This window comes from Burkholderia sp. 8Y (genome assembly GCF_902506145.1).
Lineage (GTDB): Bacteria > Pseudomonadota > Gammaproteobacteria > Burkholderiales > Burkholderiaceae > Caballeronia.
Genome location: NZ_LR733548.1, coordinates 1 through 16,319, shown reverse-complemented (window position 1 = coordinate 16,319; position 16,319 = coordinate 1). Strand labels below are relative to the sequence as shown.

Annotated in this window: 18 protein-coding genes; 4 read left to right on the top strand and 14 right to left on the bottom strand. The window is 66.0% G+C overall.

Annotation, left to right across the window (positions count from 1 at the left end; translation table 11 throughout):
• Positions 1 to 9 precede the first annotated feature (9 nt).
• From GV035_RS27805 to GV035_RS27795, 3 genes are read left to right on the top strand one after another with little or no spacing between them, the layout of a single operon-like run.
• Positions 10 to 1,041 carry an ATP-grasp domain-containing protein gene (locus tag GV035_RS27805; protein WP_159839138.1) on the top strand — a complete coding sequence of 344 codons (1,032 nt, stop codon included), beginning with the start codon at positions 10 to 12 and terminating at the stop codon, positions 1,039 to 1,041.
• Entirely contained in the window at positions 1,038 to 2,156 is a 1,119-nt protein-coding gene (locus GV035_RS27800; protein ID WP_159839136.1) for a hydantoinase/oxoprolinase family protein, read from the top strand. Before GV035_RS27805 ends, GV035_RS27800 begins: the two co-directional genes overlap by 4 nt.
• Positions 2,157 to 2,161: 5 nt before the next feature.
• Positions 2,162 to 2,749, top strand: coding sequence for an amino acid kinase family protein (locus tag GV035_RS27795; protein ID WP_159839134.1), 588 nt, complete (start codon positions 2,162 to 2,164; stop codon positions 2,747 to 2,749).
• Here GV035_RS27795 and GV035_RS27790 read toward each other — a convergent pair.
• The 6 genes from GV035_RS27790 to GV035_RS27765 form a co-directional block, all read right to left on the bottom strand.
• A complete protein-coding gene (locus tag GV035_RS27790) occupies positions 2,740 to 3,444 on the bottom strand; it encodes a (5-formylfuran-3-yl)methyl phosphate synthase (protein WP_159839132.1) in 705 nt (234 codons plus the stop codon). The two genes, GV035_RS27795 and GV035_RS27790, sit on opposite strands and share 10 nt — an antisense overlap.
• Positions 3,445 to 3,466: 22 nt before the next feature.
• Positions 3,467 to 4,036 (bottom strand): DUF447 domain-containing protein, encoded by a 570-nt coding sequence (locus tag GV035_RS27785; protein WP_159839130.1) that lies wholly within the window; start codon positions 4,034 to 4,036, stop codon positions 3,467 to 3,469.
• 70 nt (positions 4,037 to 4,106) lie between these two features.
• Positions 4,107 to 4,181, bottom strand: coding sequence for a pyrroloquinoline quinone precursor peptide PqqA (pqqA, locus tag GV035_RS27780; RefSeq protein ID WP_008354335.1), 75 nt, complete (start codon positions 4,179 to 4,181; stop codon positions 4,107 to 4,109).
• A 183-nt stretch (positions 4,182 to 4,364) separates the two neighbouring features.
• On the bottom strand, positions 4,365 to 5,765 hold the full coding sequence (locus GV035_RS27775) for a DUF6513 domain-containing protein (protein WP_159839128.1): 1,401 nt from the start codon (positions 5,763 to 5,765) through the stop codon (positions 4,365 to 4,367).
• A complete protein-coding gene (locus GV035_RS27770; protein WP_159839126.1) occupies positions 5,744 to 6,343 on the bottom strand; it encodes a flavoprotein in 600 nt (199 codons plus the stop codon). Before GV035_RS27770 ends, GV035_RS27775 begins: the two co-directional genes overlap by 22 nt.
• Positions 6,340 to 8,388 carry a sigma-54-dependent Fis family transcriptional regulator gene (locus tag GV035_RS27765; RefSeq protein ID WP_159839124.1) on the bottom strand — a complete coding sequence of 683 codons (2,049 nt, stop codon included), beginning with the start codon at positions 8,386 to 8,388 and terminating at the stop codon, positions 6,340 to 6,342. Before GV035_RS27765 ends, GV035_RS27770 begins: the two co-directional genes overlap by 4 nt.
• A 336-nt stretch (positions 8,389 to 8,724) precedes the next feature.
• On the opposite strand from GV035_RS27765, the gene GV035_RS27760 reads away from it, so the two are divergent.
• A complete protein-coding gene (locus GV035_RS27760; RefSeq protein ID WP_159839122.1) occupies positions 8,725 to 9,198 on the top strand; it encodes a dihydroneopterin aldolase in 474 nt (157 codons plus the stop codon).
• A gap of 15 nt (positions 9,199 to 9,213) precedes the next feature.
• Here GV035_RS27760 and GV035_RS27755 read toward each other — a convergent pair whose 3' ends face one another.
• The 8 genes from GV035_RS27755 to GV035_RS27720 form a co-directional block, all read right to left on the bottom strand.
• A complete protein-coding gene (locus GV035_RS27755) occupies positions 9,214 to 9,603 on the bottom strand; it encodes a hypothetical protein (RefSeq protein WP_159839120.1) in 390 nt (129 codons plus the stop codon).
• A 79-nt stretch (positions 9,604 to 9,682) separates the two neighbouring features.
• Complete coding sequence (gene fae, locus GV035_RS27750; RefSeq protein WP_159839118.1) at positions 9,683 to 10,192, bottom strand: formaldehyde-activating enzyme; 510 nt, start codon at positions 10,190 to 10,192, stop codon at positions 9,683 to 9,685.
• A gap of 186 nt (positions 10,193 to 10,378) precedes the next feature.
• The gene (locus GV035_RS27745; protein ID WP_159839116.1) at positions 10,379 to 11,239 is read right to left on the bottom strand and encodes a triphosphoribosyl-dephospho-CoA synthase; all 861 of its coding nucleotides are present in this window, start codon (positions 11,237 to 11,239) and stop codon (positions 10,379 to 10,381) included.
• Positions 11,226 to 12,185, bottom strand: a complete 960-nt coding sequence (locus GV035_RS27740) for an ATP-grasp domain-containing protein (RefSeq protein ID WP_159839114.1) — start codon at positions 12,183 to 12,185, stop codon at positions 11,226 to 11,228. The genes GV035_RS27745 and GV035_RS27740 overlap by 14 nt, the downstream gene beginning before the upstream one ends.
• Positions 12,158 to 13,165, bottom strand: coding sequence for a methenyltetrahydromethanopterin cyclohydrolase (gene mch, locus GV035_RS27735; protein WP_159839112.1), 1,008 nt, complete (start codon positions 13,163 to 13,165; stop codon positions 12,158 to 12,160). The genes GV035_RS27740 and mch overlap by 28 nt, the downstream gene beginning before the upstream one ends.
• A gap of 4 nt (positions 13,166 to 13,169) precedes the next feature.
• Positions 13,170 to 14,321: an ATP-grasp domain-containing protein gene (locus GV035_RS27730; protein WP_159839110.1), complete on the bottom strand. Its 1,152-nt coding sequence runs from the start codon at positions 14,319 to 14,321 to the stop codon at positions 13,170 to 13,172.
• Positions 14,321 to 15,250 carry an NAD(P)-dependent methylenetetrahydromethanopterin dehydrogenase gene (locus tag GV035_RS27725; RefSeq protein ID WP_159839108.1) on the bottom strand — a complete coding sequence of 310 codons (930 nt, stop codon included), beginning with the start codon at positions 15,248 to 15,250 and terminating at the stop codon, positions 14,321 to 14,323. Before GV035_RS27725 ends, GV035_RS27730 begins: the two co-directional genes overlap by 1 nt.
• A gap of 45 nt (positions 15,251 to 15,295) precedes the next feature.
• The coding region (locus tag GV035_RS27720; protein WP_442859613.1) for a beta-ribofuranosylaminobenzene 5'-phosphate synthase family protein at positions 15,296 to 16,319 on the bottom strand (1,024 nt) is incomplete at its 5' end.

Sequence of the window (16,319 nt, the reverse complement as noted above, 5' to 3'; positions counted from 1 at the left end):
GGCTTTCCCTTGACCAGACTATTCGTGTTCGAGTATCTCACCGGCGGCGGTATCGATCCCGATGTCGCAAGCGCAGGCAGCCTCGCGGACCTCAGCGCGCTGATCGTCGAAGGCCGCGTGATGCGCGATGCCATCGCCGACGATTTGCGCGCGCTCGATGGAGTCGATGTAACCATCGCCACGTCCTGCTTCGAGCAGGGTGACGAGCATCACGCTCATGCGCGCCCTGAGAGCGGCGAACCGATAACGCACTTTGTCTCACGCATCGCGCATGAGCACGACTATGCCATGGTCATCGCGCCTGAATGCGACGGCCTGCTCTTGCGGCTTCATGATGCAGTCGGCGCGGCGCGCTGGCTCGGTTGTTCGAAGGAGGCGATACGCGTGGCATCCAGCAAGAGCGCGACGGCCGCGTGCCTCGCCGCATACGGCATCGCTGTGACGCCCGCGCTCGAACCGGAGCGCGCCGTCGAAGCGGAAGCGCGCCGCTGGGTGGTGAAGCCCGACGACGGCGCGGGCGGCCTCGACACTTACGTCTTTAACGAACTCGGCGCGGCGCGCGAAGAATACGAAGCGCGCGCAGCGGCGGGACGCAATCCTGTGCTGCAGGCGTGGATCGAAGGCGAAGCGCTCAGCCTGTCGCTGCTCTGCGACGGCGCAGGCGCGCGGCTACTGTCGATCAATCATCAACGTATCGGGCTTTCCGATGCAGTGCAGTCGACTCGTCATCAGCGCGTCGTGCAGTTCGATGGCGTCGATGTCGACACGATCCAGCGTGATAGCGAACGAGGCCGCGTGCTTGAAACGCTTGCGCAACGCGTGGCGCACGCGCTTCCCGGCTTGCGCGGCTTCGCGGGCATCGACGTCGTGTGGCATGCCGAGCGTGGGCCTGTCGTCATCGAAGTCAATCCGCGGCTGACCGTGGCTTATGCGGAACTCAGCAAGGCGCGCAAGCTCGCGGCCGAATTGCTGGCGGCGCATGGTGTACCGGGCTTCGGACAGGATGACCCATGCGTGCGCGCGTGCGGAGTTTCGTCATGACGACGCGTGCGGGCGACGCGCCGGTCTTCGGCTGGGACGTGGGCGGCGCGCACGTGAAGGTGTGCATGACAGCGGCCAGCGCGGTCGTCGATGTCGCGCAATGGGCGTGTCCGTTGTGGCAAGGCATCGCGCATCTGGAGCGAGTCATCGAGGACGTGTTCGAACGCTGGCCGCAAGCCGCCGATGCCCCCGCGCGCCACGCGGTCACGATGACCGGCGAAATGGTCGATCTCTTCGCGGACCGCGCCGAAGGCGTGCGCGCGCTGACCCGAACGCTTGCGCAACGGCTCGGGCCGCGCACGATGTTCTACGGCGGCAAGGCGAACTGGCTCGCGCGTTCTGCCTGCGCGGACGGCTGGCGCAAGGTCGCATCGGCGAACTGGCTGGCGAGCGCCGAGTACGTCGCGACGCGCCTGCCCGATGCGTTGCTCGTCGATGTCGGCAGCACGACGACGGACATCATCCCGATCGTCGCGGGCAAGGTCGCCGCGCGCGGCATGAACGATGCGCAGCGTCTCGTCAGCGGCGAGCTCGTGTATCAGGGCATCGTGCGAACGCCGTTGTGCGGCGTCGCGCATCGCATCGCATTCAGGGGCGAAACCTCGGGCGTGATGAACGAGTGGTTCGCGACGACAGCGGATGTGTATCGTTTGACCGGCGAGTTGTGGGACGCGCACGATCAGCACCCGAGCGCGGACAACGGCCCGAAGACGCAAGCGGCGAGCCGTGCGCGCATTGCACGAATGATCGGACGTGATGCCTGCGATGCGAGCTCCGATGAATGGCGGCGTTTCGCGCTTGCATGGCGGCACGAGCAGTTGCGCACGCTCGAAGCGAATGTGGCTCGCGTGAGCGCGCAGCATGACGCGCTGGCAAGGGCGCCGATCGTCGGTGCGGGATGCGGGCGCTTCCTCGCTGCCGCAGCGGCGCAGCAAGACGCGCGTGGCTACGTGGACTTCGCGCGGCTCGCGGGCGTTGCGTCGCATGGTGCAGAGCGGGCCGAATGGGCTTCGACGTGCGCGCCGAGCGTGGCGGTGGCGCTGCTCGCGGCATCGCCGATTGCGGGCATGGAAGCGGGCGGCTTCGACGAGCCGCTCGATCTCGAGCGAGGATAACGGCCATGTGGGTGGTCAAGATCGGGGGAAGCCTGAGTCACGATCCCGCGCTGCGCGAATGGCTGACGCGGCTTTGGGAACTGGGCGGCGGGCGCGTGGTGATCGTGCCGGGCGGCGGCGATTTCGCGGACGCGGTGCGGCAGTATCAGCGCGAATGGTGCTTCGACGACCTCGCCGCGCATAACATGTGTCTGCTCGCGATGACGCAGTACGCGATCCTCATGCAAGGCGTGCTGCCCGAACTCGTGCTGGCATCGAATGAAGAACGCATCCGGCGCGCGCTGCGCGATGGCCAGGTGGCCGTATGGGTGCCGACCGATCTGATGCGTACCGCGCCCGACTCGATGACCAACTGGGACACCACATCCGACAGTCTCGCTGCATGGCTTTCGACGACGCTCAACGCCGAGCGCCTGATGCTCGTTAAGTCATGCAATATCGAAGCACACGCGCCGCTCGAAACGCTGGCCGCGAGCGGGATCGTCGATCGACGCTTTCCTGCCTACGTGAAAGACGCGAATTACCTGGTGGAAGTTTTCAGCAAGGGCGATGCGTCGGTCATGCGAGACCGGCTCCTCGCGTTTCAGGCATGAGCGGTCATGCGCTCGCCATGTAGCGCACGCGCCCACTGACGCACACGCAACGGATCGAGCCGGCCCGCGCGTCCATCGCGTTCGTCGCATAGCGCGCCTCTGAAGCCCGCGATATCGGGCGACAGCGCGCGTATTTGTTCGAGATCGGACCACCTGAGCGATCCGGCGAGCGCGGTCATCATGCCGCCCGAACGCGCTTGCGAAAGGCACGCGGCAAGCGTCGCGGTATCGACGCGATCGAAGAGTGTGCGGCCGTTCTTGTTCGCCGTGTCGAACACGAGCGCGACGAATCCGAGCCGCGCCGCCAGCATGGCGAGCGCACTGTCTATGCCGTCGTCGGACAGCAGCACGGGCACGACCGTCGCGGGCAAGGACGCAAGATGATGCAAGCACTGAGCGGCGAGCGGTCCGGGCGTGACACCGACCTTCACGTAATCCACGCCTGTGACCGCAACGTCGAGCACGCGGGTCGAGATTTCAATGAGCGCGTCGTTAGGCAAGTCGCCGATGGTCGCGCTAATGGGCCGCACCGCATACTGCGCGCGCAAGGCACGCACGATTCGCGCGATTTCGTCCGTCGCGACGCCGCCGAGCGCGCCCGCATGCGGTTCCTTAAGATCGATCAGATCCGCGCCGGCGTTTGCGGCATCGAATGCTTCATCCGCCGAGCGGACGCTCGCGAGCAGTGCGGTCATCGTGAAACTCCAGAGGATGGCATCAGGAACGAAGCGTCTTCGCGCGATGCTGTTCGATCGCCTGCATGAGCCAGTTCCATGCGGTGCGCTCAGCATCGCCCGCGGTTTTGTCGATGGCAATGCGCAGATAGCCGATCTCGCTATCCACTTTGTCTTGCGGCAACATGAAGAGACGGCTGACGAGAATCGCGCCTTCGACGACTGCGGCCTGCGCGCGGTTGAAGCCGGGAAACGGCGCGTGCGTCTCGCGATGCACGCATTCCATGCGCAGCGTGGGGCGCGTCTCGTCATCGGTCAGTTCGACAAGACTCAGCTCGACATGCGCGAGGCTCTCCGCGAGGCGCACGCTCGGCACCGCGGTGGCGGGAAGCGTCGGCCAGTCGCGTTGAAAGCCCGTGACGCAGCCCGCGAAAACACGCACATCGGTGGTGAAGTTGATGACGGCGCTTTGGGTCGATATGACGTTATCGAGCGTCGTCGAAGGGCGAAACGGCGCGAGAATCGCAAAGCCTTCCTCGAAGCGCACGCCCATCGGCGCGACATGCGCGCGGCCATCGCGATCCGCCGTCGTGACGATCGTCTCGTAGATCATGGCTGTCCGCGCATGCGTTCATCAGTCGAAGCCGCGCGAAGATGCCGCTTCGCGCGGTAGTGCGCCGCGCTCAGCGCGTGGCGATGTACATCGTGATTTCGAAACCGAAACGCATGTCGGTGAAGCTCGGCGTGGTCCATTGCATCGCTATTTCTCCTTGGGTGAACGAGTAAGTCAGTCATTGCCAACGACATCGCCCGCGGTCCGGACGAAGTGCGCTCGCGAAGCGACGCAAGCGCCATGCCAACGCATGCAGCTATTGCCCGGGCGAGTCACTGTGACGGAAACGCAGCAAAGTGTCCCGCTTGCGGGGCGTGACGCCAGGTAGTCACCGCTTCTTCATCGTGGCGCCGGGCGCGCGCCACGTCGTCAGATCTTCCTCGGGACGATCCACTTCGCATCCCCAGTCGAGTGGCTGATCCTGATCGAAACGCTTGCCGAGTTGCCATGCAATCTCCGCGCGCGCAAGCTGAACGCCCATGTAGAACGCGTGTCCGCCGTCTGCTTCGAGCTTCAGGCCGGGATAGAGCGCGAATGGGTCGCTGCCGATGCCGTGCCCCTCGCGGTTATACACATGGATGCCTTCTTCCGACACCTGAACGCGAAAGTTAGGATCCCGTACGGAACGGGCGAGTTCGTCGATTTCCGCTGCGCTATAGGGAAAAGGGCGCTTCGCGTGCAGCGCGGAGAGGTCGCCCGAAATGCCTTTGGGCAGCGTCTGAGTCTCGCGTGCCGCGTGCATGACGCGCCGCGCGACATCGGCTTCGCGCACGGCGCGGCGCGCGTGCAGGCTCACGGATGTCGTCAGCACCGCCGCGACGCGCAGTTCCGCCGCCATGCCGAGCAGCACCGCGTTGATGCCGCTCGTGTCCGCTTCGGTCAGCTCCGTCACATTGCCGATGCCCATCATGATCGCGACATCCGCATGGCGCTCGCGCAAGTTCACATAACGCGCGATAGACACCGCGAGCCCGAACGGAATCGGGTCGAGAATCGGATCGGCGAGGAACGGGCGACCCCGCGCTTTCATCGCGTCGATGGCCGCATCGAGCGACGCCATGTCGTGCGGCTCGCGCGGCACGAGAATGGGCGTCGATGCGGTTTCGTCCGCGATCCACAGCGTATCGACGTTCAGGCTCATCAGATAATCGGCGCCCGCGCGTCCTCCGCGTAGAAGCTCGTCGGCGAGCATCGAATCGATGCTCACGCGATAGCCCTCGTTCTTCAGCATGGCGACCGCGTCTTCGAGATGCGGAAACGGCGTCTCGGGCAGGCAGCCGATGTCGATCACATCCGCGCCCTGGTTCGCGTAGTCGCGCGCCCGCGCGGCGATGCCTTCGAGATCGAGATGCGGCGCATCGACAATCTCCGCGAAGATCTCCGTCTCATAGCGCGATAAATCCACATGCCTTGCCTCGCGCCCGAAGAACTGCGGCAAGTCCTTCACTTCTTCGGGACCGCGCTCCACTTTCACGCCATAGTGCGCGGTGAGCGCGTCGAGGTCGCCACGGCATCGGCCCGGCACGATCATGCGGCTCGTGCCTGTGCTGAGAGGCACCGCGACGCGCCGGCGAATCATGTCGGCGGTCATCAGTCCGGCCACTTGCAGCCCGATCTCGCGCACTTCCCACGTGAAAGCCGATTGCGCGTCCGCAGGCGCGATGCCTTCGAGCACGCGATAAAGGCTCTGCTCCGCGAGCCTGCCGGTCAGGAAGACAATGTGTTCCATGCGAGATTCAGGTCCGAAAGCCGCCGTTCGAGCTCGGCCTTCAGGTCGTCGAGCGTGCGCGCGACGGTCGTATGTTCGATGCGCGCGAGCCGTTCGACGTTTTCGAATTCGATGGCGCGCGGCCTCAGTTCCACCCATTCGCGCGGCGTTTGCGTGATGACGCTCGGCGCGGTATCGCATGCGAAAACGATGCCCGGCACGCACTGCTTGCCGGCCTGCGCGAAGAGATTGGTGGGCAGCGTATCCGAGATGCCGAACGCGCATTTCGCCACCGTGTTGCTGGTCGCGGGCGCTATCACGACGGTGTGATAGTCGCCGTGATAGAGCATGCCCACGGGCACGCTGCTCGCGCTGTTGTCGCGAAAGACCTTGAAGTGCTCGCGCAGCTTCTTGATGGGCCAGCCATAGAGCGGCAGCACTTCTTCGCCCGCGCGCGACAGGAAGAGGTCGCAGCGCGGCAGGCGCAATGCGAGATCGAGCGATTCCTCGATCATGTGACCGGAGCCGGTCACGCACCACGCGAAACGCGCGTCGGGTTTGAACTCGTCGAGCCGGCGGGCGGGCGCGGGCTGCGTCATGCGTCGTGCGGCGCGGATGAATCGTGCGACAGCCGTATATGCAGCCGATGCATCTTGCGATACAGCGTATTGCGGCTGATGCCGAGCACCTTCGCGACGTTGCTCACGTTCCAGCGATGCTCGTCGAGCAGCAGCAGCACAGTCTCGCGTTCTCTCACCTGAATCGCGTTGAGCGCGGACGTGTCGGCGTCGTCGGTGAGATGCGGCGGCGCAGTGGCCGATGTTGCCGGCGTACTCGCTGGTCCGAGTGCACGCGTGCCGTTCGCGATCTCGGGCGGCAGATGCGCGCAGCGAATCTCGGGGCCGTCGCAAAGCGCAATGGCCATTTGCAGCACGTGCCGCAATTGGCGGATATTGCCGGGCCACGCATAACTCAGCAATGCCTGTCGCGCTTCCGCGCTCAACGCGGGCGGTTCGTCGGATTCCGTTCCGAGAATATGACTGATGAGCGCGAGCGCATCGGCGCGTTCGCGTAAGGGCGGCAAATTGATTTCGATACCGTTGAGCCGGTAATACAGGTCTTCGCGGAACATGCCTGTCTGCACGAGTTCCGCGAGATTGCGGTGACTCGCGCTGATCAGCTGGAAGTCCACCTTCACGGTCGTTTCCGCGCCCAGCGGCGTGACTTCGTGTTCTTCGAGCACGCGCAGCAGGCGCGCCTGCAACGCGAGCGGCATGTCGCCGATTTCATCGAGAAACAGCGTGCCGCCATTTGCCTGCACGATCTTCCCTCGCCGTCCTTCGCGCTGCGCGCCAGTGAATGCGCCCGCGCGATAGCCGAACAATTCGCTTTCGATGAGATTCTCCGGCAGCGACGCGCAGTTCACCGCGACGAACGCGCCGGCTCCATTCGGGCTGATGCTGTGCAGCGCATTGGCGAAGACTTCCTTGCCCGTGCCCGTTTGCCCGCGCAGGATGATTGGAATCTTGCGTTGAATCACGCGTGCCGCGAGCTGAATCTGCGAGGCCATGCGCGGGTCGCCGAATTCCAGATGCGAGAGTTTGTCGAGACGGCCCGCGCCTGCGTTTTCTCGCGAGTCCTTGCGGGCTGGCTTCGCACGCGCATTCGACGTCAATGCGGAATCGTTCATGACGATGCGCGTCGCGCCGCTTGCCGCTTCGCGCGGCGTCTGGGCGGTGACGAAGAAGCGGCTGTTCGCCTTCGCGCTATACACCGTCACCGGATGAAACGAGCCGCGTATGCTGCGCGCGATCATGTCTTCGAGCGATGCGTTGAACGCCTCTTCGATGCGCTTGCCGCATAGTTCCGCCGGCGAACGCAGGTCGAGCTGAAAGAGCGCGCTGCGGCTCGCGGCGAGCACCACGCCTTCGTCGCTGACCGCGAGCTTGCCCGCGTGCAGCGTGCCGACGAACTCAGGACGGCTATGAAAGTGGACCATGTTCGCGTGCCGGTAACGCGCATCGATCAGACGATTTTCGATCATCTGCCGCGACATGCCGACGAGTACCAGCGAATGCTGCTGCAGCAGCTTGGAGCGGCTCGTCACGTCGAGCACGCCCGCGATTTTGCCGCGTTCATCGAAAATCGGCGCGGCCGAGCAGGTGAGCGACGTATAGCGCGAATAGAAGTGTTCGTGCTGGCACACGGCAATGCAGTCGCGCTCGACGAGGCACGTGCCCATGCCATTCGTGCCGGCTTCCCGCTCGCTCCAGAGCGCGCCGACGCGCAGGCCGTCGGCGGCCACGGCCTCGCCGAACGGCACCGACGACACCTGATGCACGATCACGCCGTCCGCATCCACCAGCACGACCGCGAGTTCCGGATCGGCGAGCTGTTGATACAGCGTCGTCATTTCGAGCTTGGAGCACGCGATGAGATCGCTCGCGGCTTCGCGGCGATCCGTGAGTTCGCGCGTGGTCAGCACGGGCGGCATCACGAAACGGCCGGGATCGAGGTGGAATTCGGTGAGGCACCGCATCCACGATTGCGCGACGGAATCGCTCGCGCGCCGCGTGGCGAGCGGGTTATTGACGATGTTCAGCACTTCCCGGACATGCGTGTCTACGTCAGCAAGCGACGACATGGGGCCGTGTCTCCGTGGCGTTCCTGTCACGTTCGCGCATGAGCCGCGCGAGCGTCCGACGCCGAATCTGTTTGTATTTCCGCTGGCGCCGCGGCCGTCTCGTTGCCGTCGTGCTTTCGCCGCACGCGTGCGCGCCTCGTGGCCGGGCGTGGAATTCGGTCAAGGTTGCCGCCTCGATCGGGCCCGGTTATCGAAAACTCTACATCCGATGGCGCGCCGGTTCAATAAGTAGTCGCATAGAGTTTGGCCGTTGCGCGCACTTTTTGCTTTTCCCTCGCGAATAAGCAGACTCTACGCTCGATCCACTCACCGGGCCGCTCGCGCGGCGACACGCATATGGGCCGATTCGATCCGATCCGCGAAGCCGTTCGCGACATGCCACGCGCCGCCGGGGAGAACCCGCCGATGGACATCGTTTTTATCGAGGGACTGACGGGGCAGACGGTGATCGGCATCGACAAGACCGAGCTGCACGACGCGCAGCCCGTGCGCATGAGTCTCGCGATCGGCGTGCCGTCGTTGCGGGCCTGCACGACGGACCGAATCGAGGATACGGTCAACTACGCCGCGGTGCGCGAGGCCATTCACGCGTTGCTCGCGTCGCATCGCGTGCAGCTATTGGAGGCGCTGGCCGAACGCATCGCGCAACTCATCATCGCGCAGTTCGGCGCGCATTGGGTGAGGGTGTCGCTCGCGAAGCCCGCGAAGTTCGATGACGTCGATGCGGTGGGCGTCGTGATCGAGCGGCGGCGCGCGTCGCCGGTGGAAGGCGGGCTCGGATGGATCGGCCTGGGCTACGTGCCGCAATGAGCGTCCGGTGCGCGCTTACTTGGCCGCCGATGCGGGTTTCACGAGACCGCACGCCTTGAATGCTTCGCGCTGAAGCTCGCGATACTTCTTCGTCTGCGCCTTCGCGCGATCGACGCGAAACTCGCCGCCGCCTTCGCCGCCGAGCGTGGCGTATTTGGAAAACGTCGATTGCTCCACGAAGTCGTCGTAGGTCAGCACTTGCGCGATCTTGTCGATGGCGCACGAGCACTTATAGACGTTCACGAAGTCATGCCCGTTGTCGTCCATGCAGGCGAGCACGTATTCGACGCGGCCTTGCGTGGGATAGTCGTGTCCCTGAGCCGGCGCGTCCGCCGCCGCGAACGACAGCGGGCTCGCGAGCGAGCAGGCGACGAGCAGGGTCAGGGGCAAGCAACGTGGGGTCATTCGATGAACCTCGTTTCGTGGTCGATGCGAGGCGGCCGGCGCGGGATGATGCGCGTCGGCCGCTTCCCACATGGACGTCTCAGGCCGCCGCGAACGGATGCGCCACCGACGACTTCCTCGACACCACTTCGGAAGCCTTCGGTTCGCCCGCTACCGCGCGCTGCAGGGCTTCCTTGGTCGCCTGATAGTTGAACTCCTGAATTTTCTTGTCGTCGGCCGCTTCCCAGTGAATGAACACGCCGACACAGATGAACAAATCGTCGGCTTCGTCGGCGGGAATGGTGCCGTCTTCCACGCTGTCGGCGACCGCGAGCGCCACCGCGTGCTGCGCGGGGCCGAACATCTGCACGGCCTGTTTCGCGCCCTTGATCGTGACCTTGTTGAAGAGAATCGTATTGGGCTTGGTGATGAGATTCGGCGCGACCACGGCCAGCAGCGACGTGAAGCCGTCCTTGTTGTTCGTGAGCGCGTGGCAGAACGCGGTCTCCGCAGCGGAGCCTCGCGGTCCGATGATCAAGTCGATATGCGCGACTTCGTTGCCATCGCCGACGAGCGACTCGCCTATCATGACGCGGTTGATCTTGGCCATGCTGTTCCTCCAGTGAATGGTTCTTGGGACGATCGACTTGCTCTCGGCTCACGGCGGCCACGGTCGATAACCCGAAACCGCGCAAGGCGTTTTCGATGCAAACGGCTGCACACGCGGCGGCATAACCGCGTACGTCCTAAACATGATCCGTGCCAATTTCCCGAAGCCGCCGGGCGCCTTTGAAAATCACGCGATCAGTAACGCGATGAAAAGCGCCGCCACGGCAAGGTCGGCGCTCGTTCCCGGATTGATGCCTTGCGCCTTGAGTTCGGCGTCCCACGCATCCAGCTCGGGCGCATGCGAAGGACGGCCCGCAGCGCGCCAGTTCGCGCGGTGCATGGCGGCATCGCGCGTGACACTTTGCGCCATCGCCGCGCCCGCTTTGCGCACTATGTGCGAGTCGGGCCACGTGCAGAGGAACGTGAGGAACGCATCCAGCATGGCGGCTTGCGCGTTCGCGATCCCCGCGATGCCCGCGTCTCGCGCCGCATCGAGGCCCGCGCCGAACACGTCCGCGAAGCCGTTCGCGTACTGCCGCGCGATGCTGTCGCGGTCGGCGGCGAGCGTCATCGCGGCGCGCAGGTCCACGGTCGGCGGCGCGTGCACGGACTGTTCGGGCGCTTCGCCGAGGCCGCCGGGATTGGCGAGCGCGATCGCGCGATAGGCGAGACGCGCATCCTCCACATCGAGCGATGCGAGCACGCTTTCGGTGGCGGCTTGCCAGTGTTTCGCGTCGAACGCCTGGTTGCCCGGCAGACGTTCGAGCCCGGCGCACAACGGCGCGGCGAGCAGCACGATGCCCAGATTCGTGTTGCAGCCAACCGCGTCTGACGTGCGGCGCACGGCCTCCAGAATGCGCGCGCCGATGCGTGCGCCCGGCAAGAAAAGGCCCGCTGACGCCACCGCCGCGCTCTCGATGAACTGCGCCGCCGTCATGCGGTGCCCCGCGCTCGCGATGCTCACGTTGCCGGGCTTGCGCGTCTCGACATCGAGCGCGCAGGCGCGCAGGAACGCCGCACGCGCGTGCGCGTCGTCAGGCGCGGGCATCGGCGCTGGCCAGCGTGAGCGTGCGCTGCGATAGAGCGAGCTTGCGGTCGAGCAGATCGTCGGCGAGCAGCGCGGCGATATCGAGCGATGTCACCGATTGCAGCCCGCGCCACGCCGCCACGCCATTGACTTCGAGCACGAGCGGGCGTCCGTTCGCGGCGATCAGATCGACGCCCGCGTAATCGAGCCCGAGCGCGCGGCTCGCCCGCACGGCCGTGTCGGCGAGCGAGGGCGTCAACGCTGCCGGCTCGCAACGCGCGCCACGCGCGAAGTTGTGAATCCAGTCATCGCCGCCCACGCGCTTCATCGCCGCGACCGCCTGCGTGCCGATCACGAGCACGCGCCAGTCGAAGCCCGGATGCCCGGCATCGACATATCGCTGAAGATACGCCACGCCGCTGAAGTCTTCGAGCGATGGCAACGGTTCGCACGCGTGGTCGCCCAGCCGCCGCAAGCCCTTGCCCTGCGAACCGAAGAGCGGCTTTATCACGAGCTTGCGGCCCGCCGCCGCTTCGCGCATCAATACGCGCTTGGCGAATGCGGGCGATTCGCCGGCCCACGTCGCGGGCGTCGGCACGCCATATCGGTGGAGCAGAAAGCTCGTCATGGACTTGTCGACGCTGCGTTCGATGGCGCGCGCATCGTTATAGACCGGCACGCCGCTTTCGCGCAGGGCATGCAGAATGCCGAGCCGCAGCGTGACCTGTTCGAACGTGCCGCCGGCGATACCGCGCACGAACACCGCATCCGGCAGCGTGTGGCCGAAGCCGGGAATCGCGAGACCGTGCGGTGCCCACGTCGTATCGATGCGGCAATCCGCGAGATCCACGCAACGCGCTTCGACGTCGCGCGCGCGAAAGGCTTTCCTCAGACGGCTCGTGTGCCAGCCGGTCTCGTCGGTCATGATCGCGACGCGTGTCATGGCGCCCCTTGCGTAACGTGCCATTGCGCGTGGAGCAGCGCGGGGTCGAGCTTGCCGCCGTGATACGTCGCGCCGCTTTCGAGACTGGACACCCACGCTTCGGCGGGCGCGAAGAGCGCGGCATCGATCTGATAGAAGTCGTAGTTGAACGACTTGAATATCTCCGCGAAGGGCCTGCCGTAGTCGCGCGCGTTCAGCGACGGCAATTCGGCGGCGAGGCGTCTCGCGGCGGCATCGCTTTTCACGGTCAGATGCACGCGGCCGCCGTAGAGAATCGCGTCGTTGGTGCGACCCATGGCCTGCGCGTCGTCGGGCGCGGGCGGAGGCAGGGGCGCGCTGCCGCTCGCTTCGACGATTTCGCTCAGATCGACGCCCAGAACGTGCGTCTTGTGCAGCGCAACTTCCACGACGCGCGCCACGACCTGCACCGTGCCCGCGACAGAGTGTGTCGGCGTCACCGCGATGACGAGCTTGTCCGCTTCGAGACCGCAATCGTTGATGACTTTATCGATGACCACGTGCGGCGGCAGACGATTCACTTCCATGACGAGCGCGCCGCGTTCGTGTCGGTCGCGATAGCTCAACTCGTCGAAGAGCGGCTCCTTGCACGCCAGCGCGCGCGCGGGGCCGGAGCCTAGCGAGAAGAACTTCTTGCCGCCCGTCTCCTCTTTCGTCGCGGAGAGGCTCCAGCCCGCGTACTGGCTGCCGAGGCAGGCGAGCACCGGACTGGACGTATGCACTTCGATGAAGGTCGGCCAGAGCGGAGCGGCATCGAAAGCCGTGCGGCGCGCAACGTGGCCGAGCCCGCCCATGCAGATTCGCGCGATGAGCACGCCCGCGTCCGCGCTGCCCGGTGCATCGACGCCCGCATCGACGATGATCGTGCCGGCAGGCGTGCGCGTGATGCCGACGCGAAGACGCTCGCGGTGCTCGATCAACTGCGCGACGAGCGGCTCGCTGATCGCGTTGACGCTCAAGGCGGGAAGTGCGCAAGTCAGTGTCATGTCTTTAGTGGCTTGTGATGCGTTGCAGGATGCGCGCGCATTCGCTGTCCAGCGCCGCGCGCAGCAAGTCGAGTTCGGGCGCGGCGGCCATCATCGTGCAGACGGGCATCCCCGCTTCGATACGCGCGCCGGGCAGCGGCACGTCGTGGCACGCGGGATCGGCGAAACAGGCGTCGCTGAACGCCTCCGACGCCACGAAGCCGTGCTGCGCGAACACGACGCGCTGTCCCGCGACCAGCGGCGGTCGCCTGAACGCGGTGTCCGTGCGCGGCAACGCGCCGTCGAGGCACGCGTCCAGGTGCGCGTCGATCAGGCCATGCGGCCACGCGTCGGGCCAGGCGGCTTCGTAGAGCGCCATCGTCGACGATGGCCGTGTGTTGATTTCGAGCACCTGGAAGGTGTCGTCGTCGAGCAGGAAGTCGAGACTGCCGAGACCGGTCAGGTCCGTTCGCCACACGATCGTTTCGATCGCTTCAACGATGCGCGCCGCCGTGTCGCGCGGCAACGTCACGGGGCCAAGCGATCCCGCATGGACGAAGGGCAGACGCTGCGTGCTCACGGCGAGCTGTTCCGCGAAGCCGATGACCACGGCTTCCCGCTGCGCCGCGATGAAGAGCGCGGACATCGAACGGCCTCGCGCGAGCCGCTGAAAATAGGCGCCGGACGGCAGGGTATCAATATCGCGCGCCCATTCGATATGCGTGCCGCCGCAGCCGTCGCACCGTTTGACCAGCCAGTCGCGCGCATCGGCGGGGCGCGTGAAGCGCACATCGGGATGCGCGATATGCGCGTCGTCGAGCAACGCGAAAAAGCGCCGGGGATCGCGCACGGCAGCCGACTGCGCGCCGTTGCCGATGAAACGCGGCATGCCCGGCGCGCGGCTCAGTTCCATGGCAAGCGGCTCGAAGCCGCTCGTCACGACGAGGCCCAGCATACGCGGCAGACGTGCGACGCGTTCGAGCGCATCGTAGAGACGCACGCGGTCTATCGACAAGCCGTCGCCGCCGATGTCGAACCACTGGCCCGCGTGCTCGCGCGTATCGCGGTCGCCGAAGATATCCAGCGCGACGACGTTCAGCCCGGCGCGCGCCGCCGACTGCGCGAGCAAACGCGCCGACAGCCCCGCCACCGCGACGCGCGGTGCACGCGCGTCCATCACGCGTCCTGTCCCGCGACGATCGCGCGGGCTTCGTCGAACGCTTCGGGAAAACCCAGGTACACCGGCTTGCCGCCGGTCCGCATGCGCACGAACAAGCGATGCTCCGCCTGATACTTCACGTTGCCGATGGCGAGCGCCCCGATGCCGATCGCATCCGTGCGTGCCGCGCCGGCAAGCGGCTTGCCGTCGTCCATGACGTTGACGCCCGCGATGCCTTCGGGCGGCACCGCGTTCACGTCGGCGGCGATCAACAGATGCTTCGCGTGCGCGAGATCGGCGGCGGTCATCACTTGCACACCGGCGACCGCCGTCGCGAACACGATCTCCGCTCGCGTCAGTTCGCGATGCAACTGCGCCGGCGTTCCCGTCGCGACGCCCGACGTCGCGATATCGAAGCGCCGGTTGATCTCGTCGCTCACTTGCGTCGCGCGCGACTGGCTCGAATGACTGGCGACGACCACGTCCGCGCCGAGCGATGCGGCCATCGCCGCGGCGACGCGTCCCACCGCGCCCGTGCCGCCGAGAATGACGACGCGCTTGCCGTCGAACCCGACCTGATGCACGGCCTTCAGATGCTTCTCCGCCAGCGCGACGAGCGCGGCGGCGGTCGTGTAGGCGCCGCTGGGATCGGCGAAAACGGAGACTTCGAACGGCGGCACCATCGCGTTGCGCGCGCGTTCGAGCATGTCGGCGGCGAGCATCACGTCGCGTCCGCCGAGAAAGATGCCCGTGCGCGACACGCCCTTCGGCCCGCGTGAAAAGATGGCGTCCTGCGTGAGTTGCACGACGCTGCCCTCGTCCACGTTGCAATACGGCACGACGATCTGATAGCCGGCATCCGCCGCCATGTTGACATCGAAGGGACTCATTTGCGGCGTGCTCGTGAACATGTGCAGCACGTAGGGTCTTTCGGCGGCATCGGGCATGGTCTGGGCTCGGTCGATAGGAAAGTGATGCGTTGCAGCGCGCGATCACGCAGCATCCGCGCCTGACGCGCGCGAATCGGCGGCTTGCCACGTTGCACCGCGATTGCGCGCCGTGGTGATGGAGAAACTGAGCGATGCCTGCTGCGCCGCCCGTTGCGCCGTGGCGAGCGCGCGTTCGGCCTGCTGCGCCCCTGCAACGAACGCGAAGCCCACTGGCCCCCAAGATGTCTGTCCGATGCCGGCCTTCTGTTCGGCGGCAACGGCTTGCAGCGCGCGCGCCACGGCGGGGCTCGCGAACACGCCGCCTTGGGCGGGCGCGAAGTAATCGCCGATGGTCTGCTGCATGTCGCAGATGGCGTCGGCGAAGATATCGAACTCGCATTCGGCGACGGCGGGCAGAAGGCGCATCAACACGAGATGGGCGAGATGGGCGGCGAGCGCGGCGGGAAACGGCGCGAGCGAGGCGAGGCCGCGTTTCTCAGCATCGCCGTGCAAGCCTTCGCGCGATGTGTCGTCGATGAGCAGCACGCGCCATGCATCCGGAAACGGCTGGCGCGCGAGCAGTGGCGGCAGTGTGGCGGTCTCCGTGTGGGCGGTGCTGCGTCCGCCGTCGACGATCAGTCCGCCGTGATCGAACCCGTGTATGCCGATGCCCGAGCGCGCGCCGCGTCCGAGAATGCGCGCGATATCCGCTGTGGGGAGATCGTGGCCGGTCACGCGGGCGAACGCGGTTCCGATCGCGAGTGCGAGTTGCGTGCCGGAGCCCAGGCCCGTATGCGCGCGCGGCGTTTCGTGCACGTCGATATCGACGGGTTGCGTCACGCCTAGCGCCGTGTGCAGTTTCGTCAGATACGCCTTGATGCGCTCGTGCTGCGCTTGCGTCGATGCGCCGTCGATGCGCGCGGTGCGTTGAGCGCGTCGCGCGGTGATGCGCGTGCCATGCCCCTCGATGACGAGCCCCACGCTCCCGAAGGCGCGGCCGAGCGAACCGTTCGGATCGATAAAGCCGAGATGCAGCCGGGCATACGCCGAAAGGGTGATCGCCGGGGGCGGCGATAGACGGCCGGGG